The following is an 18,867-nucleotide window of genomic DNA, read 5'->3' as shown; positions in this document are numbered from 1 at the left end:
ATGGGCAGTGGTTGTTGTCGCTCCGCAAAAAAAAATTTCTTAAAAATTAATCACCTTGGTGCTGAAGCGCGCACCTTTTTCAATTCGAATATGCCAAACATTGATGCAAGACGGCATTCTGCTCAGGAGATGACTGCATGATCTTTGAGTGGATGTCAGATCCTTCAGCATGGGTCGGTTTGCTGACCCTCGTGATTCTAGAAATTGTATTGGGTATCGACAACCTGGTCTTTATTGCGATTCTGGCGGAAAAATTGCCGCCGGAACAGCGCAATGCCGCGCGGATTGTGGGCTTATTGCTGGCGCTGTGCATGCGCTTGGTGCTGCTGGCTTCCATTGCCTGGGTTATGACGCTGGTTGCGCCGCTGTTTCACGTCTTTGGCCATCCGTTCTCCGGACGCGATTTGATTCTGCTGTTCGGCGGGGTATTCCTGCTGTTCAAAGGCACGATGGAATTGCGTGAGCGCCTTGAAAACAAGCCGATGCTGAAAGAAGAAAATCCCGTGCATGCAACGTTCTGGATGGTGATCATTCAGATTGTGGTGCTGGACGCGGTGTTCTCCTTAGACAGTGTGATTACTGCGGTCGGCATGGTGAAACATCTGCCGGTCATGATGATTGCCGTAGTGATTGCGGTCGGCATTATGCTGTGGGTGTCTAAACCGCTGATGAACTTCGTCAACCGCCATCCGACGGTGGTGATTCTGTGCCTGTGTTTCCTGATGATGATCGGCTTCTCCTTGCTGGTCGAAGGGTTCGGCTTCCATATTCCGAAAGGCTACCTGTACGCTGCCATCGGCTTCTCTGTGCTGATTGAATTCCTGAACCAGACTATGCGCCACAATCAGGAAAAAACCGTCACGACAACCGATCTGCGATACCGGACAGCCTCTGCGGTGATGCGCATGCTGGGCGGTAAAAGCGGTTCAGAAATGCAAAAAGATGAGCATGAAGATGTGCTGGCAACCCGCGCTTTTGCCGATGATGTCTTTGATGAAGACAACGGGGCATATCACAGTGTGATGGTGCAGGGGGTGCTGGGCTTATCCGAACGCCCTGTGAAGTCGGTGATGACGCCGCGCCCGGAGCTGGAATGGATTGATTTGGAAGAAGACGAAGCGTCCATTAAACACCAGCTGCTGAGCATGACGCATTCGCGCCTGATTGTTTCCCGCGGTGAGCTGGACAACATTGCCGGTGTGGTGCTGACGCATAAGGTCATGAATGAATACATTGAAACCGGCGTGCTGAACTTTGAAAAGCACCTGCGCGAGCCTGTGATTGTGCATGAAAATGCGCAAGTGCTGATGGTGATGGAGCAGCTGCGTCAGGCGCCGCTGCAAATGGCGCTGGTGCTGAACGAATACGGCTCCATTGAAGGCATTGCAACGCCTATTGACGTGCTGGAAGCGATAGCGGGTGAATTTCCGGATGAAGACGAACTGGAAACGGCAGCTGCAAGTTTGGAAGATGGTTCGCTGATTCTGGAAGGCTCAACCGATATCCGCCATGTTTCTTTACTGTTGAACCGCGATTTGGTGGATGATTCAGAACAGTATTCTACGTTGTCGGGCTATATCTTATTTCATTTGGGCCGTTTGCCTGAAAATGGTGAAAAACTCACAGCCGATGGGCACATTTTTGAAGTGGTGACCATGGATGGCCATAAGATTGAAAAAGTGCATGTCACTGCAATTGCCCATAATCTGCATGATAAGGAAAGATAGATTCTGAATTCAGAGCCGTCTTCCGTTAAAATAGCCTGCATTGCAGGCTATTTTTTTATTTGAGATGCACATGACAGAAAAGCAATGTCCTTGCGGTCAGGGCGGGTACGCCCAATGCTGCCAGCCGCTGCATGCGGGCAAAGAAAAAGCGCAAAGTGCAGAACAGCTGATGCGTTCGCGCTACAGCGCATTTGCCCAGCATGAAATTGATTACATCGTGAAAACCACAGCAGCGGGGCAGCAGGCAGCCTTGGATGTGCCTGCCATTGCAGACTGGAGCAGATCCAATCAATGGCTGCAGCTGGACGTGGTGCAGGCCAATGAAAAGCTGGATAAAAGCCATGCGCAAGTGGAATTTAAAGCGCATTATCATGACGGCAAGCAGGCGCATGTGCACCATGAAGTGTCGCATTTTGTGAAGCAAAACGGCGCATGGTTTTTCCTCGACCCGACGGTAGAGCAGCATGTCACCCTGAAACAGCCGTGCATTTGCGGTTCAGGCAAAAAATTTAAACACTGCTGCGCGCAATATCTGTAGTTTTTTTCTGAAGATGCCTTAAAATAGCGCGCATCTGTTACCCATCAGTGGATGAAGGGCCATGTTACTCACCGTTATTTACATTATTGCAATTACGGCAGAAGCCATGACGGGCGCACTGTCCGCGGGACGGCGGAGCATGGACTGGTTTGGGGTGATTTTAATCGCCTGTGTGACGGCATTAGGCGGCGGTTCTGTGCGCGATGTGCTGCTGGGTCATTATCCGCTGACGTGGGTCAAGCATCCTGAATATCTGGTGTTGACCTGCTGCGCCGCGCTGTTCACAATTATCATTGCCAAATGGATGAAGCATTTGCATTCCATTTTCCTGCTTTTAGATGCTTTGGGCCTCATTGGCTTTACCATTATTGGCTGTCAAATTGCCTTGCAAATGGGGCACGGTTTTGTGGTTTCAGCCGTTGCCGGCGTGCTCACGGGTGTCTCTGGCGGCATTTTGCGGGATATTCTGTGTAATGACGTGCCTCTGGTGTTCCGCCGTGAGCTGTATGCTTCAATTTCTTTTGTCGCCGTAATCTTCTACTGGTTCTGCATTGACTTTGGACTGTCGCTGGAAATTACCGTTATCTCAACCTTGGTGTTTGGCTTTTCCCTGCGCTGCATCGCGATTTATTTTGGCTTAGAAATGCCGAAATTTATCTATAAGGATCATGATGAGCAGTCGGCCTCTTCCAAAGACCCGTCTTAAATTGCGCAATTAAGCGCAAAGCCTCAATGGAAAATGCGTCATTGGGGCAGTTTTGCGCATCATATTAAAAAGAGCACAATCATAAAATCCTGTTGTGAAGGCAGCATGCACCCTTTCACCTCATCAGAGATCTTGTTATGGACTTAGTCTCACGGATACAGCGCTTGCCGATAGGCAAGTTTCACTACACATTGCTATGGGTCATTGGACTGGGCTGGATGTTTGACGCGATGGATACAGGGCTAATCTCCTTTATCTTGGCGAAAATGGCGGAAGACTGGGCCATGAGCCCGGCTGAAAAAGGCTGGGTGGTGTCGATCGGCTTTGTCGGCATGGCGATTGGCGCAGTCTTTTCCGGGGCGCTGGCAGACCGGGTGGGGCGTAAAACGGTATTTGCATCGACATTGGTCATATACAGCTTGGCCACGGCAGCCTGCGCATTTGCGCCGGATTTAACCTGGCTGCTGGTGTGCCGATTTATTGTCGGTTTAGGCTTAGGCGGCCAATTGCCTGTGGCGGTGACGCTGGTCAGTGAATATATTCCTGCGCACGTGCGCGGCCGCTTTATAGTGCTGCTGGAAAGCTTTTGGGGGCTGGGCTGGCTGTGCGCCGCGCTGATTTCTTATTTTATCATTCCGCATTACAACTGGCATGCCGCCTTTTTAGTCGGCGGCTTGCCGGCGCTGTATGCCATTGTCATTTGGAAAATGGTGCCGGAGTCGGTTCCGTATCTTATCAACCGCGGCCGTTTTGAAGAAGCGCATGCGCTGGTGAAAAAAATTGAGGCCAAATGCGGTGTGCAGGTGCTGGAGATCTTTGAAGTCAAACCTGTGGCGGAAAAGCAAAATACCTCATTCAGACAGCTGTGGTCAGGCATATTTGCGCGCAGAACATTGATGCTGTGGCTGATCTGGTTCGGCATTGTGTATTCGTACTATGGCATTTTTACGTGGCTGCCCAGCCTGCTGGTGAAGCAGGGCTATACCATTGTGCAGTCTTTTGAATATGTTTTGGTGATGATCCTGGCGCAGCTGCCGGGCTACATTGCAGCCGCATGGCTGGTGGAGAAACTGGGGCGCAAAGCGACGCTTGCAGGCTTTATCGGCTGCTGTGCGGTTTCCGCCTACTTCTTTGGCCAAGCCGAAACGGTGACCATGATTGTGGTCTGCGGCTGCCTGATGTCTTTCTTTAATTTAGGCGCATGGGGCGTGCTGTATACCTATACGCCGGAACAGTATCCAGCCAATATCCGCGCCTTCGGTTCGGGCTGGGCTGCAGCGGTTGGGCGCATGGGCGGCATTGTGGCGCCGTTGGCGGTGACGCATATGATGGTTATGAATAACGGCTTCAGCTATGTCTTCAGCATGTTTACTGCCGTGCTGCTGGCCGTGGCTTTTGTGATTGTAGTGTTGGGTGAAGAAACCAAAGGCAAGACCTTAGAGTCCATGGGTTTATAAAATTGATGTGGCGGCAAAAGCGCAGCACGGTGAAAAGCCTGCTGCGCTTTTTTGCTTTTTGAACAAGCATTTTCAGCTGATTTTGCTGAATGGAAATAATCCATTGGCTGATGCTGCTTTGAAATAGCGCGCTGAAGTGATGAATTCAGATGAAATCCACAGGCCAAATGGAAATTAGAAGTTGCTCATTTTAAAAAAAATGGATAATTTTACGGCAATAGATCGATCATAAGACACGATTTGTCGCTGTGTTGAAGAACATACCCTTGTGTATGCGCCAGCTGCGACATAGCATAAGAACCCAGATATAAAAACGAATTTATTAGGATTACAGGTTGTTATGACAAGCCTTGCGCATCATGCGACAGAAAACCGTTCCGTAGCGGAATTTACCGAACAAGCCTACCTCAACTACGCCATGTACGTGATTATGGACCGTGCATTGCCGCATATCAGTGACGGCTTGAAGCCTGTGCAGCGCCGTATCGTGTATGCGATGAGTGAATTGGGCCTCAAGCCCAGCGGCAAGCCGAAAAAATCGGCGCGGACGGTGGGTGATGTGCTGGGTAAATACCATCCGCATGGCGACTCTGCCTGCTATGAAGCGATGGTGCTGATGGCGCAGCCGTTCAGCTACCGCTATCCTTTTATTGAAGGCCAGGGCAACTGGGGTTCGCCGGACGATCCAAAATCCTTTGCGGCCATGCGTTATACCGAAGCCAAATTGTCGCCTTACAGCGACTTGCTGCTGTCAGAACTGGGGCAAGGCACCTGTGACTGGCAGGACAACTTTGACGGTTCCATGAAGGAGCCAGTGAACCTGCCGGCGCGTGTGCCAAATATTCTGTTAAACGGCACCACCGGTATTGCCGTGGGCATGGCGACGGATATTCCGCCGCATAACCTGCGTGAGGTGGTGAAGGGCACAATTGCACTGATCCGCAACCCGAATTTAACCGATGAAAAAGTTGCTGAGTATATTCCGGGTCCAGATACGCCGACCAGAGCGGAAATTATTACTGCGCCGGATGAATTGCTGAAACTGCAGACCACAGGCCGCGGAAGCTACCGCACCCGTGCGGTTTACAGCATTGAGAAAAATGAAATCATCATCACTGAGCTGCCATATCAAGTCTCTGGCTCCAAAGTGATTACCCAAATCGCCGACCAGATGCAGGCGAAGAAATTGCCGCTGGTCAGCGATTTACGTGATGAATCAGATCATAAAAACCCAACCCGCCTGGTGATTGTGCTGCGTTCCAACCGCATTGATGCAGAATCGGTGATGAGCCATTTATTTGCCACCACCGATTTAGAATCCAGCTACCGCGTCAACATGAACATGATTGGCGCAGACGGCCGTCCGCAAGTGAAATCCATCCGCCGCATCTTGCTGGAATGGATTGAAATCCGTAAAAATACGGTGACCCGCCGCCTGCAGTACCATTTAAATAAAATTGAAAAGCGCCTGCATATTTTGGGCGGTTTGATTATTGCCTATTTAAATATTGATGAAGTGATCAAGATTATCCGTGAAGAAGATCAGCCGAAGCCGGTGCTGATGCTGCGCTTTAATATTGATGAAATTCAGGCCGAAGCTATTTTAGAGCTCAAATTGCGCCATTTGGCCAAGCTTGAAGAAATGGAAATGCGCCGTGAACAGGATGAATTGGAAGCTAAAGCCGCCATTATCCGTGAGCAGCTGGCCAATCCTGAGTCGCTGAAAAATCTGATCATCAATGAACTGAAAGACGACGCGAAGAAATTCGGCGATGACCGCCGTTCGCCAATTGTGCGCCGTGAAGATGCGCAGGCCATCAATGAACAGGACATGCTGCCGGCAGATCCTGTGACTGTGGTGCTGTCAGAAGCCGGCTGGATCCGTTCCGCCAAAGGCCATGAAGTTGATGCCGAAAACCTGAACTTCCGTGCCGGCGATCAATACCTCAGCCATGCGCAGGGCAAATCCAATCAGCGGGTCTATGTTCTGGATGATGCAGGCCGCAGCTATGCGCTGGCCATTAATTCCTTGCCGTCTGCACGCGGATTGGGAGAACCGCTGAGTTCAAAATTATCTCCAGCCAGCGGAGTGGGCTTTAAACAAGTGCTGATTGCCGAAGATGACGCTGAACTGCTGGCCATCAGCACAAAAGGCTACGGCTTTAAAACGCAGGCGAAACAGCTGGACACCAATGCCAAAGCCGGCAAGGCCTTCCTGAGCCTGTCTGATGATGCCCAGCCGATGAACCTGCAGATGATTGAACAGGCGACGCATCTTGCGCTGCTCAGTTCAGCGGGCCGTTTGCTGGTCATCGATTTGGCGGAATTGCCAAGCCTGAATAAAGGCAAAGGTAATAAATTGATACAACTCGAGGCTAAGGATCAGCTCGCATCTATGATAGCGTTGACTTTAGATGATGTAATTCAAGTGGTTGCAGGTCAGCAGCAATTAAAATTAAAAGGCGATGATCTGCAGAAATATATGGGCAAGCGTGCTTCGAAAGGCGTGACCCTGCCGCGCGGATATCAAAAAGCAAATAAACTGTGCATTCAAAGATAATACTAGCATCCATGGATCGAAATACGTTATATATGCAAAGTATTCGTGAAATGGATGCAATATTAGGCTCACACAAGTTAAATAATGAGCGGCTTAATATTGAGAAAAACAGTTGAATTATTAAGGATTACTGACAGGAGAATCGGGCGTTATGGAAAAGATTTGGTTCGCAGAATACCAAAAGACGGGTATTCCAGAAACTGTAGAATTACCGCCGGAAAACACATCACTGAATGATATTTTTGAACATAATTTTCAGAAATTCGGTTCGCGTGATGCCTTTATTTTTATGGACAAAGTCCTGACATTCAGCGAGCTGGATGAGGCAAGCCGTAAATTTGCGACCTATTTACAAAGTTTAGGTCTGGCAAAAGGTTCGCGTGTTGCGGTCATGATGCCGAACGTTCTGCAGTATCCAGTCGTGGCCTTGGGGGTGTTCCGCGCTGGTTTGGTTTTGGTCAACGTTAATCCGCTGTATACCTCGCGTGAGCTGGAACATCAGCTTAATGATTCAGGCGCAGAAGTGCTGGTCATTGTTGAAAACTTTGCCTCGGTCTATCAGGCGATTCTGGGTAAAACGCCTGTGAAGCATGTGGTTGTGGCTTCCGTTGGCGATATGCTGGGCGCATTGAAGGGCACTCTCGTGAACTTTGTATTGCGTTCTGTGCGCAAGCAAATTCCGGCTTGGGACATTCCAGGCCATATCCGCTTTAATGCCGCGATGTCCAAGGTCAGTGCAAGCAACTATAAGCGCCCAAGCTTAACCTTAAGCGATACCGCTGTACTGCAGTATACCGGCGGTACGACGGGCGTTTCTAAAGGTGCAGAATTAACCCACCGCAACCTTGTTGCGAATATGCTTCAGTGTGACGGCATTTTCCAAAGCAAGTTTGGCCAGCAAGACGGCCAGCCGGATGACCGTATTTTCTGCGCATTGCCGCTGTATCATATTTTTGCCTTCATGGTCTGCGCGCTGTACGGCATGTACAAAGGCCAAGCGAATGTACTGATTCCAAACCCGCGTGATTTGCCGGCTGTAATTAAAGAGCTGCGCAAATACCAGCCGACCTTCTTCCCGGCAGTGAACACTTTGTTTAATGCATTGGTCAACAATGAAGAATTTAAGCAGCTGGATCACAGCAAAATGAAAATGGCGATGGGCGGCGGCATGGCGGTTCTGCCATCCACAGCGGCGGCATGGAAGAAAGTCACTGGCACGAATATTATCGAAGGCTACGGCCTGTCGGAAACTTCACCGGTTGCGACGGCGAATCCGCCATCATCTATGGAATTCAGCGGCACGATTGGCATTCCATTGCCATTAACCGAAGTTGCTATTCTTGATGATGACGGCAATGAAGTTGCATTAGGCGAGCAGGGTGAAATTTCAATCCGCGGCCCTCAAGTGATGAAGGGCTACTGGAACCGTCCGGACGAAACTGAAAAAGTCATGAGCAATGGCTTCTTCCGTACCGGCGATATCGGTGTGATGGATTCCCGCGGTTATATTAAAATTGTTGACCGCAAAAAAGACATGATTCTGGTGTCTGGCTTTAACGTCTATCCTTCTGAAATTGAAGAAGTTGTTTCTAAGCATCCAAAAGTGCTTGAAGTGGCGGCGATTGGCGTGCCGGATGAAAAATCTGGTGAAGTGCCAAAGCTGTTCGTTGTGAAAAAAGATCCGTCTTTAACGACTGAAGAAGTTTTAGCCTTCGCAAAAGAAAACTTAACCGGCTATAAGCGTCCGCGTTATGTTGAGTTTATGGATGAATTGCCAAAATCGAATGTGGGTAAAATCCTGCGTAAAGATTTGCGTAAAACGGCTTAATCTGCACCATAAAAAAAGCGCCTTCAGGCGCTTTTTTTAGTGCTGCGCTTTTATTTTTTCATCAGCCAGCGGTCAAAGTAGCGGCGTCCAACGCCAAAAATGCCGAGAAAAATAAACATGGCGCCAAACTGCAGGCTGAATTGGCTCTGCTTGAAGGTGCCGTGGCTCAGCACATTGTCAATGATGCAATACACAAGAATGGCAATAGCCCAATGCCATAACGGCCATTGCTTAATGGATACCGCGTAAAATGCCGTCCAAAGCATGATGAAGGTAAAGACGGTCGACCAAACATTCATATTGGCGCAGATTACAGTCAGCAGAAAAGCTGTAACAGGAGTTACAATCTTTAAAACGCGGTCTACCTGCAGCTGGTTCTGGCGCTGCTTTTCCAGCACCTCGAACATTTCTTTTTGATCCGGACTGACCATATTCAACCTATACACAATTAAAGAAAACACTCTATTTAACAAAATTTATTGACGAATTGCCATGCTATGATGGCACTTATAAATTCATCAAGAGAAAAAACACATGCAAAGCATAAGTGGGATCATTTATCTCATTTTGGGCGCTTGTCTGCTCCCTTATGTTTTTACCTTTATTGCAAAAAAAACGTCAGGCCTGACAGCAAAAGACCATCAAAATCCAAGAGAAGCTTTGGCTAAAGCCACAGGCATTAGCGCCCGCGCCAATGCGGTCCAGCAAAACAGCTTTGAAAGCCTGCCTTTATTTATCGGCGCTGTGCTGATGGCTGAATATATGGTGATTCCGCAAAGCTTTATTATGACCTTGGGGATCGCCTATATTGTGCTGCGCATTATTTACGGCATCTGCTATTTGGCCAATTGGGCAACTTTGCGTTCCATTATTTGGACGCTGTCCATGCTGTGTCCTGTATGCCTGCTGCTGATTATTATTAAAATTGTTTAAGCCCAATCGCATTTAGATGAAAATTTTAATGCGCAAAGGCAAAATCAAAAAAAAATACCGAAAAACCGTTATAATTGACGCGGTTTAAAAGATTTAACTTGTTAAAGAGCAATGCTATGAGCTACAGCAATATCCCAGCGGGTAAAGATGCGCCAAATGACATCTATGTAATTATTGAAATTCCTGCAAATGCAGCGCCAATCAAATACGAAATCGACAAAGATTCTGATGCGCTTTTTGTTGACCGTTTCATGGGTACAGCAATGTTCTACCCAGCGAACTACGGTTATGTGCCGAACACGTTGTCACTGGATGGCGATCCGCTAGACGTGCTGGTTGTTACACCGCATCCAGTAGAGCCGGGTTCTGTCATCCGCTGCCGTCCAGTCGGCAAATTGAACATGGAAGATGACGGCGGCGTAGATGCAAAATTAATCGCTGTACCGCATGACAAATTGACACCGCTTTATAAAGATGTCAAAGAATATACAGACCTTCCAGAATTGCTGATCAAGCAAGTTGAGCACTTCTTTGCTCACTATAAAGATTTAGAAGCTGGCAAATGGGTTAAACTCAGCGGCTGGGAAGGTTCTGAAGTTGCTAAGCAGGAAGTGCTCAGCTCTATCGAAGCGTATAAAGAAGCAAATAAATAATTGCTTTGCATTGGGCGGATGCATCCAGCCCCAATAAAAAAACCTGCACATTGTGCAGGTTTTTTTATTGGCTTGAAGATCGTGTGAATTAGAATAATTTCACAGGGATATCCAAGAAAATGCGCCATTCATTGGTATCGCCAATATAAGCGCCTTCATATGCGCTGTTTGCGCGGTAGATTGAGTTGCGCAGGCGCAGGCTGGCATCTTTGGCAAAACCGCTTTGCACAGTATATTTCACTTGGTTAAAGAATTCGTTTTCTTTCCCTTCGTCTGCTGTGCCGGCAACATTAATATCCCAGCCATAAACATAAGCGGTTGTCCAGTTTAAGCCTGGAACGCCTAATTTTCCGAAATCTAAGTTGTACTGTACTTGCACTGATTTTTCATGGTTGCCGATAAAGTCAGACAGGTATGAGTTCGGCAAGTAAATGCTTTGGAAGCCGTCCGCATTTTGGCCATAATCATAGCCGACATTACCGGTATTTTGCTGGTACGCCAGCATGAGGTTGTGCGCGCCAGTATTATAAGTGCCTGAGATCGCCCAAATATTATTGGTTTTTTCTACGCCGGCAACGCCAGTATCAGTGTAATTTGATGCTAATTCACCCGTCGCAGAATAAGTTACAGCATTTTTATCAAATTTAGTGTGGTAGCCGCTGAAGTCATATGTCAAAGAGCTGCCATTTTCTAAAGCTTGCTTATAGTTGGCATTTACATAGTGGCGGTCTAATTTATTTTTACTGTCTAAGCCATAGTATGAGGCATTCAGGGCATCGCTGAATTTATATTTTGCGCCCCAGACGACTGCGCTTTCCAGGTGATTGCCGTCGGTATTGATTTGTTCAGACATTTGGTTTTTAGTGAATTTACCGGCAGTCAATTCCAGGCCATTGATTTCGCGGCTTGTCGCTAAAACACCTTCGAAATATTCAGGCACCATGCGGCCAGTATTGCTGGCAAGCACAGGCAAGTCTAGAACTTGTGTACCGTAGCGCACTTCAGTATTTGAAATGCGCGCTTTCACATTGGCGCCGCCGCGTGCCCAGTGGTCATATGTATCACCGGCCTGTTTCTTGCCATTTAATGTTTCACGGGGAATCATGTTGTTGCCGGCATGCTTGTTGTCACCCAGCTTGAAGGATGCATCACCGACAATACCTACACCAAAGCCAACAACACCTTTAGTGTATCCAGACTCTAAATCAAAAATTGCAGACTGTGCTGAAGAGCGAGTATCTTTCCCCGGCACTACATTTTTCTTATCACGGTCAATAAAACCCGTGCGGAAAAGCACCGATCCTTCGGCATCTTCTACAAATCCTTTTGATTCGCTTTGTTCGCTTGCAAACGCTGTTGAAATTAAAGCCGCGTTAACAAGCAGCGCCAGTGTAAGCTGTTTTGATTTGAGCATTGGGATAAAGCCTTATGCAGAAAATATATAGTTAAAGAGTTCATAGATTGTATAAGTTTTCTATAAAAAAAGATCATTTTTATTGTTCTTATTACACTAAAGTTACGCATATTTTCGATAAAGTGTATAAAAAAATCTGCTAACAAAAACTAAATATTTCTAAGATTATTTTTTAATTTTAATTAGAAACATAGAGATATATTTATTTTAAAGCAGAATGGCTATTTCACGATGCAGCTTTGATTTTCTTGAGGCTGTATCAGCAGTGCAAAATTCAGAACGCTTAAAAGCGGTGGCTGACAGATTGCTTTTTTTGCCGTGTGAGCGCTCAAAATAGGGTGTTCTGCAAAATTGAAGCTGCTGACTGGTGTTTAAAATATTCTCGTGAAAAGTATATCAATATTGTTGATTAATTGAGCTAAATTTTGAATTTTTCCTGTCCGGAATCTGCTGAAAGTGAAAATCAATAGATGCGCGGTCAAGCTTAAAGTTTCATCATATCTGAAATATAAGTTTACCAAAAGTTATAAAAATAATTAAAATCCAGCTTCGGGAAAAACAATTTTGCAAATATGCATATAGGGGAATCATGCCTGCATTTTCACACCGGACAGCAATGGCGCTATTGCTGGCTTTGACTTCATTTCATGCGTTCGCTGCAGACAATGCAGAGGCGTCTAGAGCGCTCACCGGCAGCGTGTCTATTTTAAGCAAGTATATTTACCGCGGCGGTGTGGAAAATGATGATGCGGCTTTGCAGGCGGGTTTAGAATATGCGCATAGCAGCGGCGCATTTGCCGGCTATTGGGGATCGACCTTAGATTATGATGCAACAGATGAAAGCAAAGACTCGGGTTTTGAGCATGATTTTTATCTGGGCTATGGCCGTACGCTGAATGAGGACTGGAGCTACAGAACTCAGCTAACCGCTTATGTCTACCAAAATGGCGGCGCGGTTTATAATGAAGATAGCAGTGAAAAGCGCCGTACCACAGGTGTAGAGCTGCTGAATAATCTGGATTATAAAAACTTAAGCGTGGGGCTGGCGGTCATGCTGGCCGATGTCAATTACAGCAATGCCGGCGATATCTATTTAAGCGCGGCATATGAGCATGCGTTGCCGCAGGATTTTGCCTTAAGAACTTCTGTTGGCGGGTTTATCTATAATGACCGCCGCGATGATGGCATTGTTGAAACGGCGGAACATGCTGTATTTTCCGAGGCGCGTATTGGCTTGGCAAAGGCCTTGGGCAAGACAGGCGCTGAAGCGGTGCTGGAATATGTCTGGGGCGGCCAGGACCGCATGGGTGAATCACTGGAAGATCAGACATTGATTGGATTGAATTACAGCTTCTAAATTGATATCGCAATCCGGATAGATCCTCTAAAAGTGTATACATGCAAATTTATGCACTTTTTTTAAGCACTTTTGAATGGTGTGGTGAAAAAATGTACTCAAAAAGAGGCATTTTTTATAATTGGTTACAAGTTGCCTCTTTGCATGGCTTTCAGCATGCATTGTGGAGATGCTTTACGGTGCACCAAAGAATCATGCGCTTAAGCATTGCCGTGATTAAAAATTAAATAATTAAAAAACAAGAGGGTAATGTCTTGGATTAGGGGCTTATAAAACGGCCATGAATTTTTTATCCAGCTGTTTTGAAAAGTTGGCACAGCGTTTGCTACTTCTCAGTGAGTTTCAAAAATCTTCTGGGGATTCCAAAATGTTAAAAAAATTACTTGCTGTGACTGCTTTAACTGCTGCATCAGGCGCTGTATTTGCTGAAGATGCGCCAGCAATGCCATTTGGCTTAACCTTTAGCGGCAGCGCTGCGGTGACCACTGATTACCGTTTTCGCGGTGTGACGCAAACTCAAAATGACCCAGCGGTACAGGCCGGTTTTACATTAGGACATTCTTCAGGTTTGTATTTTGGCCTTTGGGGCTCAAATGTGAATTTTGGTTCAGGCACGCCAAGTCTGGAATTAGACCCGTCAATTGGTTATGCGAAAACTTTAGAAAGCTTCAGCAGCAAGCCAGTACTTGATGTAGGTGTGGTGTATTACAATTACCCAAGCGCGAGCGACTTAAACTGGGCAGAACTGTATGGGAAGCTGACATTTAAAGAGGTTCTTGCCTCAGGTGACAGCCTGTTAACCAACATTAACTATACCAATGACTACGCAGGTGCGGATACCAGCAGCTGGAACATCAATGCAGGCTATTCAGTTCCATTTGGTTCATCAGGCTTTGGCGGAGTGGCAGGCTTAGGTTATACCGTTGTAGATGATGAAAACAAATATGGATTTAATGGCGATGATAACTATATTGACTGGAAAGTCGGTGTGACTTACGGCTTTAAATCAATTCCAGGCGCAACAGCTGAATTGGCAGCCATAGGCACCAATATGGATACGGATGGCATCTATGAGCCATCTTCACGCGCTGTGGAAACAGGCGCAGTTTTTACTTTAACCAAAACTTTCTAATTTAGCATGTGCTGAAAAAGCCCTGGATGCTGATGCATCCAGGGCTTTTTTATGCTTATCTCTGGGCTGTGCGGCTTTTGCGCATCCGCACTATGGCACTTGCCCCCTGTACGACAAGGCCTCTGAAAGATGCTGTGTTTGAATGCGCTCTTCTAAAGCCAAATCAGCAATGGTGCGCGCCACCCGCAGTACACGGTGGTAGGCTCGGGCAGACAGATTCAGGCGCTGCTGCGCCATATTCATCATGTTCTGCGCTGTGCTGTCCAGAACAGCATGCTGTTCCAGCTGTTTGGGACTGAGCGCCATATTGGCGAAGTTTTGCCGTTCGATTTGCTGCTGATAGGCTTTTAACACCCGTTCGCGCACTTGGGCGGAGGTTTCAGTGGGCTGTTTATCCTGCAGTTCAGATGCCTGCAGCGGCGGGACATCAATATGCAAATCAATCCTGTCCAATAAGGGCCCTGAAATCCGGTTCTGATAGCGCTTAATCGCATCTGGGGAACACTGGCAGCGGGCATCCTGATTGAATGCATAGCCGCAAGGGCAGGGGTTCATGGCGGCAATCAGCTGAAAGTTGGCTGGAAACGTAATCTGCCGCGATGCGCGTGAGATAATAATTTCTCTGGATTCCAGCGGCTGGCGTAAAACTTCCAGCACTTTCCGGTCAAATTCCGGCAGTTCATCTAAAAACAGCACGCCTAAATGCGCTAAGGTGATTTCACCGGGTTTGGGGTTGGAGCCGCCGCCTACCAGGGCAATGGCGGACGCCGTATGATGCGGTGCGCGGAAGGGGCGGTGGCCAAATTCATGCTTTGCGCTGGCAATCGAATAGATGCTGGCGACTTCCAGATTTTCCTGCAAATTCAATGGCGGCAGAATGCTGGATAAGCGTGAAGCCAGCAGCGTTTTTCCTGTTCCGGGCGGGCCGCGGAACAGCAGTGAGTGCCCGCCGGCTGCGGCAATTTCCAATGCGCGGCGCGGCCGCAGCTGGCCTTTGACATCAGCCAAATCAAATTGATAGCTGGAGGAAGATGCCGGCTTCACTGCATTAAATTGCAGTAAAGGCGCGATTTGATTCAAATGATCGCAAACATCTTTTAAATGGGTGGCCGCAAAAACTTCAAAATTAGGCAATTGAGAAGCTTCCTGCGCATTCTGCTCCGGCAAAATCAGCTGATGCTTCGCCTGCTGGCAGGCAATGGCGATGCTTAAAGTGCCGGTGGTCGGGCGCAAATAGCCATCTAATGCCAGCTCGCCAATAAATTCCAGCTGTTCTGCGGCGTTTTCAGGCAATTGGCCAGATGCGATCAAAATGCCTAAAGCGATGGCGAGGTCTAAGCGTGAGCCATCTTTGGGCAAATCAGCAGGCGCCAAATTAATGGTTAAGCGTTTGGTGGGAAATTGAAATCCGCTGTTGATAATGGCTGATCTGACCCGGTCTTTACTTTCCCGAACAGCCGCTTCCGCCAGTCCAACAATGGTTAAGGAGGGCAAGCCTTGGCTGAGATGGACTTCAACTTCTATTAAAGGGGCATGCAGGCCCAATAGCCCGCGGCTATAAATTTTGGCAAAAGACATATTATTGTTCCGTTATAGTGCATTTTTTTTAATCGTTATGCGTCTTATGCTGCACTAAAAAAGTGCTTATTTTTTGTTCTGTATTTTCAATTCGAGTGATTCCACTTGTTTCAGCAGCTCATTCAAACGCAAATTTGCATTATCCAAAGCGGTGCGCTGACGTTCAATTTCTTCCTTAGACACTAAATCCATCTTGCTGACCGCTTCGTTCAGCAGTGCGCGTACATTATGTTCCAGATCTTTTTTGGGCTGATCCAGCTGTTCCATAATGGCTTGAAGTAAAGTTTCAAACATTTTTGATCTCCGTCTGATGCAGATGAGCGGGCAGTGTAGCATTGCCTTGCTGCAGACTATAGTATTTGAACTAAAAATAAGGCTGCTTCCGATGGGTAATATGATCATTCTTATGATAAATATGTCTAATTTTCGCGTCTAAAGCAGCATTCGAAGCCTAAAATAGGTTATAAATAAAACTCATGCCGGAAGCTTCTATTTTCCCCGACCTTGGAACTTTTGGCATGAAAATTGAACATAAAACCTTACTGGTGAAAGAAGCCGAAGGAAACCACACATGAAGCTCGTAACTGCAATTGTAAAACCCTTTAAATTAGATGATGTGCGTGAAGCGCTGTCTGAAATTGGTGTTCAAGGGATCACTGTCACTGAAGTGAAAGGATTTGGCCGTCAAAAAGGTCATACAGAACTATACCGCGGCGCGGAATATGTTGTTGATTTCTTGCCTAAAGTAAAAATTGAAATCGCAATCAGCGATGAAATGGTGGATTCAGTGATCGAATCTATTACACGTGTTGCAAGCACAGGAAAAATTGGCGACGGTAAGATCTTCGTTACCAATTTAGAACAAGTTATCCGTATTCGTACTGGTGAAACTGGTGCTGACGCTGTCTAAAAAATTGGCACGAAGTTTGCTGAGTACCTAATAACTCACAAAATAGGTCGGGGGATACGAATGAAAAAAATGCTACTCGCGCTCAGTCTGTCTGGCGCACTCTTAGGCGGTTCTGTTGCGTGGGCTGAAGAGGCCGTAACAGCACCTGCTTCTTCAGAAACGGCAGCCGCTTCAGCAGCTGAAACAGCGGTTGCGCCTGCAGCTGCAGAAGTTCCGGCAGCGCCGCCTGCGCCGGCACCTGCAGAAGAAGGGCCAAAACTGGACACAGGCGATACCGCCTGGATTTTAGTTTCAACAGCGCTGGTGCTGCTGATGACGATTCCCGGTTTGGCGCTGTTCTACGGCGGCATGGTCCGCAAGAAAAACGTGCTCAGCACCATGGCGCATAGCTTCGTCGCTGCGGCTATCGTCAGCATCACTTGGGTCGTGATTGGCTATACGCTGGCGTTTGGTTCAGGCAATGCCTTTATTGGCGGTTTGGATAAACTGATGCTGTCCGGCATTACGACCGCTGCGCTGACGGGAACCATTCCTGAAATTCTCTTTGTTATTTTCCAAATGACCTTTGCCATTATTACGGTTGCCATCATTACCGGTTCTATTGCAGAACGGATGAAATTCGGCGCTTTTGTGGCTTTCATCACCGTTTGGTCCATTGTTGTCTACGCGCCAATCACGCATTGGGTGTGGGGCGGCGGCTGGTTAGGCAGTGATGGCGCGCTGGACTTTGCAGGCGGTACCGTGGTGCATATCAACTCGGGTGTTGCAGGCTTAGTGGCTGCGTATATGCTGGGCAAGCGTATGGGCTTGGGCCGCGAATCGATGGCGCCGCACAATCTGGCTTTAACTGTTATCGGCGCAAGCCTGGTATGGGTCGGCTGGTTCGGTTTCAACGGCGGATCCGCTTTGGGGGCAAATGGTTCTGCTGGTTATGCGCTTGTGGCGACTCAAGTAGCGGCGGCTGCGGCTGCGGTAGCATGGCTGATTACTGAAAAAGTGGTGCGCGGCAAATCATCAGTATTGGGCGGCGCGTCTGGCGCGGTAGCTGGCTTGGTGGTGATTACTCCGGCAGCCGGTTTTGTGACGGTGGGCGGCGCAATGGCGATGGGCTTAATCGGCGGTGTCGTCTGCTTCTGGGGCATTACTGCACTGAAACGCGCATTGAAAGCCGATGACTCTTTGGACGCTTTTGGCCTGCATGGCGTTGGCGGTATTGTGGGCGCGATCTTAACTGCATTCTTTGCCAGCCCGTTCATTATGGGTGACAAAGCGCCAACAGACGTAATGCATCAATTATGGGTGCAAGTCGAGGGTGTATTGGCAACAATTGCTTATTCTGCAGTCTTGACATTTATCATCCTGAAAGTGATTGATTTGGCCATTGGCATCCGTGTTGAATCTGATGATGAACGCATGGGTCTGGACTTGAGCCAGCACGGCGAACGTGTAGAATAATAATTCAGCGCAACAATTCATATAAAATATCAATATATTGTGTAAAACAGCCCGAAAGGGCTGTTTTTTTTCCATATATTGCGTAATGCTCTACAAAACTCATAATTTTTGCTACACTTTAAATCCATCAGGATTTGTTCAATTAAACCGCTATGCATTGTCCATTTTGCAACGCTGCAGACAGTAAAGTAATCGACTCGCGTTTGGCGGCTGAAGGCTGTCAAATTCGCCGGCGCCGTGAATGCGTGTGCTGCGGCGAGCGGTTTACGACTTTTGAAAGCTACGAAGTCGTGATGCCCCGCGTGATCAAGTCAGACGGCAAGAGTGAGCCTTTTGATGAAGCTAAACTGCGCCGCTCGCTGATGCACGCGCTGCAGAAGCGTCCCGTTACGCAAGAACAGATTGAAACAGTGCTGAGCGATATTCAATTGCAGATTCGCCGTTTGGGTGAGCGTGATGTGCGCTCATTGACCATTGGTGAAATTGTCATGCAGTCACTGTTTGCGCTGGATCATGTGGCCTATGTGCGTTTTGCTTCGGTGTATCAGGATTTTCAGGATGTCGAAGCGTTCCGCCGCCAAATTGAGCAAATGCAGCATCGTGGCCAGTAAGCAAATTC

Annotated in this window: 17 protein-coding genes; 13 read left to right on the top strand and 4 right to left on the bottom strand. The window is 47.7% G+C overall.

The features are described 5' to 3' along the window. The first annotated feature begins 137 nt into the window (after window positions 1-137). The 6 genes from F941_RS15965 (at window position 138) to F941_RS15940 (ending at window position 8,816) form a co-directional block, all read left to right on the top strand. Window positions 138-1,727, top strand: coding sequence for a TerC family protein (locus F941_RS15965; protein WP_005013467.1), 1,590 nt, complete (start codon window positions 138-140; stop codon window positions 1,725-1,727). A 70-nt stretch (window positions 1,728-1,797) separates the two neighbouring features. Then, window positions 1,798-2,265 (top strand): YchJ family protein, encoded by a 468-nt coding sequence (locus F941_RS15960; RefSeq protein WP_005013465.1) that lies wholly within the window; start codon window positions 1,798-1,800, stop codon window positions 2,263-2,265. 61 nt (window positions 2,266-2,326) lie between these two features. Beyond that, entirely contained in the window at window positions 2,327-2,971 is a 645-nt protein-coding gene (locus F941_RS15955; protein WP_005013464.1) for a trimeric intracellular cation channel family protein, read from the top strand. A gap of 137 nt (window positions 2,972-3,108) precedes the next feature. Continuing rightward, on the top strand, window positions 3,109-4,428 hold the full coding sequence (gene niaP / locus F941_RS15950; RefSeq protein WP_005013458.1) for a niacin transporter NiaP: 1,320 nt from the start codon (window positions 3,109-3,111) through the stop codon (window positions 4,426-4,428). 340 nt (window positions 4,429-4,768) lie between these two features. Then, a complete protein-coding gene (gene parC, locus F941_RS15945) occupies window positions 4,769-6,988 on the top strand; it encodes a DNA topoisomerase IV subunit A (protein ID WP_005013457.1) in 2,220 nt (739 codons plus the stop codon). A gap of 151 nt (window positions 6,989-7,139) precedes the next feature. After that, on the top strand, window positions 7,140-8,816 hold the full coding sequence (locus F941_RS15940) for a long-chain-fatty-acid--CoA ligase (RefSeq protein ID WP_005013456.1): 1,677 nt from the start codon (window positions 7,140-7,142) through the stop codon (window positions 8,814-8,816). A gap of 50 nt (window positions 8,817-8,866) precedes the next feature. Here the strand turns inward: F941_RS15940 and F941_RS15935 are convergent, their stop codons facing one another. Continuing rightward, a complete protein-coding gene (locus F941_RS15935; protein WP_005013450.1) occupies window positions 8,867-9,247 on the bottom strand; it encodes a hypothetical protein in 381 nt (126 codons plus the stop codon). Between the two features lie 103 nt (window positions 9,248-9,350). On the opposite strand from F941_RS15935, the gene F941_RS15930 reads away from it, so the two are divergent. Both F941_RS15930 and ppa read left to right on the top strand, forming a co-directional pair. After that, a complete protein-coding gene (locus tag F941_RS15930) occupies window positions 9,351-9,749 on the top strand; it encodes an MAPEG family protein (protein ID WP_005013446.1) in 399 nt (132 codons plus the stop codon). Between the two features lie 116 nt (window positions 9,750-9,865). Next, window positions 9,866-10,402, top strand: a complete 537-nt coding sequence (ppa, locus tag F941_RS15925) for an inorganic diphosphatase (protein WP_005013444.1) — start codon at window positions 9,866-9,868, stop codon at window positions 10,400-10,402. An 88-nt stretch (window positions 10,403-10,490) separates the two neighbouring features. Here ppa and F941_RS15920 read toward each other — a convergent pair whose 3' ends face one another. After that, window positions 10,491-11,816, bottom strand: coding sequence for an OprD family outer membrane porin (locus F941_RS15920; protein ID WP_005013442.1), 1,326 nt, complete (start codon window positions 11,814-11,816; stop codon window positions 10,491-10,493). A gap of 589 nt (window positions 11,817-12,405) precedes the next feature. Here F941_RS15920 and F941_RS15915 point away from each other — a divergent pair. Together F941_RS15915 and F941_RS15905 are read left to right on the top strand one after the other, a co-directional pair. Next, window positions 12,406-13,173, top strand: coding sequence for a TorF family putative porin (locus tag F941_RS15915; RefSeq protein WP_005013439.1), 768 nt, complete (start codon window positions 12,406-12,408; stop codon window positions 13,171-13,173). Between the two features lie 367 nt (window positions 13,174-13,540). After that, a complete protein-coding gene (locus F941_RS15905; protein ID WP_005013438.1) occupies window positions 13,541-14,305 on the top strand; it encodes a TorF family putative porin in 765 nt (254 codons plus the stop codon). Window positions 14,306-14,395: 90 nt separating this feature from the next. Here the strand turns inward: F941_RS15905 and F941_RS15900 are convergent, their stop codons facing one another. Then, entirely contained in the window at window positions 14,396-15,883 is a 1,488-nt protein-coding gene (locus F941_RS15900) for a YifB family Mg chelatase-like AAA ATPase (protein ID WP_005013437.1), read from the bottom strand. Window positions 15,884-15,949: 66 nt separating this feature from the next. Next, complete coding sequence (locus tag F941_RS15895; protein ID WP_005013434.1) at window positions 15,950-16,177, bottom strand: accessory factor UbiK family protein; 228 nt, start codon at window positions 16,175-16,177, stop codon at window positions 15,950-15,952. A gap of 277 nt (window positions 16,178-16,454) precedes the next feature. Here F941_RS15895 and glnK point away from each other — a divergent pair, with 277 nt between their 5' ends. The 3 genes from glnK (at window position 16,455) to nrdR (ending at window position 18,859) form a co-directional block, all read left to right on the top strand. Next, window positions 16,455-16,793 carry a P-II family nitrogen regulator gene (gene glnK / locus F941_RS15890; RefSeq protein WP_004650081.1) on the top strand — a complete coding sequence of 113 codons (339 nt, stop codon included), beginning with the start codon at window positions 16,455-16,457 and terminating at the stop codon, window positions 16,791-16,793. A 60-nt stretch (window positions 16,794-16,853) separates the two neighbouring features. Continuing rightward, window positions 16,854-18,248, top strand: coding sequence for an ammonium transporter (locus tag F941_RS15885; RefSeq protein WP_005013432.1), 1,395 nt, complete (start codon window positions 16,854-16,856; stop codon window positions 18,246-18,248). A gap of 152 nt (window positions 18,249-18,400) precedes the next feature. Continuing rightward, window positions 18,401-18,859, top strand: a complete 459-nt coding sequence (gene nrdR / locus F941_RS15880) for a transcriptional regulator NrdR (RefSeq protein WP_005013430.1) — start codon at window positions 18,401-18,403, stop codon at window positions 18,857-18,859. Window positions 18,860-18,867: the final 8 nt, after the last annotated feature.

The sequence above is a fragment of the Acinetobacter bouvetii DSM 14964 = CIP 107468 genome, assembly GCF_000368865.1.
Classification (GTDB): Bacteria; Pseudomonadota; Gammaproteobacteria; order Pseudomonadales; family Moraxellaceae; genus Acinetobacter; species Acinetobacter bouvetii.
Note: the sequence above shows the minus strand (reverse complement) of the source record. Positions and strands in the feature narration are given on the sequence as shown.

Bases quoted from the DNA above. Each gene is read 5' to 3' on its own strand.
- ppa (WP_005013444.1), top strand. From the start codon at position 9,866: ATGAGCTACAGCAATATCCCAGCGGGTAAAGATGCGCCAAATGACATC.
- parC (WP_005013457.1), top strand. From the start codon at position 4,769: ATGACAAGCCTTGCGCATCATGCGACAGAAAACCGTTCCGTAGCGGAA.
- glnK (WP_004650081.1), top strand. From the start codon at position 16,455: ATGAAGCTCGTAACTGCAATTGTAAAACCCTTTAAATTAGATGATGTG.
- F941_RS15935 (WP_005013450.1), bottom strand. From the start codon at position 9,247: ATGGTCAGTCCGGATCAAAAAGAAATGTTCGAGGTGCTGGAAAAGCAG.
- nrdR (WP_005013430.1), top strand. From the start codon at position 18,401: ATGCATTGTCCATTTTGCAACGCTGCAGACAGTAAAGTAATCGACTCG.
- F941_RS15930 (WP_005013446.1), top strand. From the start codon at position 9,351: ATGCAAAGCATAAGTGGGATCATTTATCTCATTTTGGGCGCTTGTCTG.
- F941_RS15900 (WP_005013437.1), bottom strand. From the start codon at position 15,883: ATGTCTTTTGCCAAAATTTATAGCCGCGGGCTATTGGGCCTGCATGCC.
- niaP (WP_005013458.1), top strand. From the start codon at position 3,109: ATGGACTTAGTCTCACGGATACAGCGCTTGCCGATAGGCAAGTTTCAC.
- F941_RS15895 (WP_005013434.1), bottom strand. From the start codon at position 16,177: ATGTTTGAAACTTTACTTCAAGCCATTATGGAACAGCTGGATCAGCCC.
- F941_RS15940 (WP_005013456.1), top strand. From the start codon at position 7,140: ATGGAAAAGATTTGGTTCGCAGAATACCAAAAGACGGGTATTCCAGAA.
- F941_RS15920 (WP_005013442.1), bottom strand. From the start codon at position 11,816: ATGCTCAAATCAAAACAGCTTACACTGGCGCTGCTTGTTAACGCGGCT.
- F941_RS15955 (WP_005013464.1), top strand. From the start codon at position 2,327: ATGTTACTCACCGTTATTTACATTATTGCAATTACGGCAGAAGCCATG.
- F941_RS15960 (WP_005013465.1), top strand. From the start codon at position 1,798: ATGACAGAAAAGCAATGTCCTTGCGGTCAGGGCGGGTACGCCCAATGC.
- F941_RS15915 (WP_005013439.1), top strand. From the start codon at position 12,406: ATGCCTGCATTTTCACACCGGACAGCAATGGCGCTATTGCTGGCTTTG.
- F941_RS15905 (WP_005013438.1), top strand. From the start codon at position 13,541: ATGTTAAAAAAATTACTTGCTGTGACTGCTTTAACTGCTGCATCAGGC.
- F941_RS15965 (WP_005013467.1), top strand. From the start codon at position 138: ATGATCTTTGAGTGGATGTCAGATCCTTCAGCATGGGTCGGTTTGCTG.
- F941_RS15885 (WP_005013432.1), top strand. From the start codon at position 16,854: ATGAAAAAAATGCTACTCGCGCTCAGTCTGTCTGGCGCACTCTTAGGC.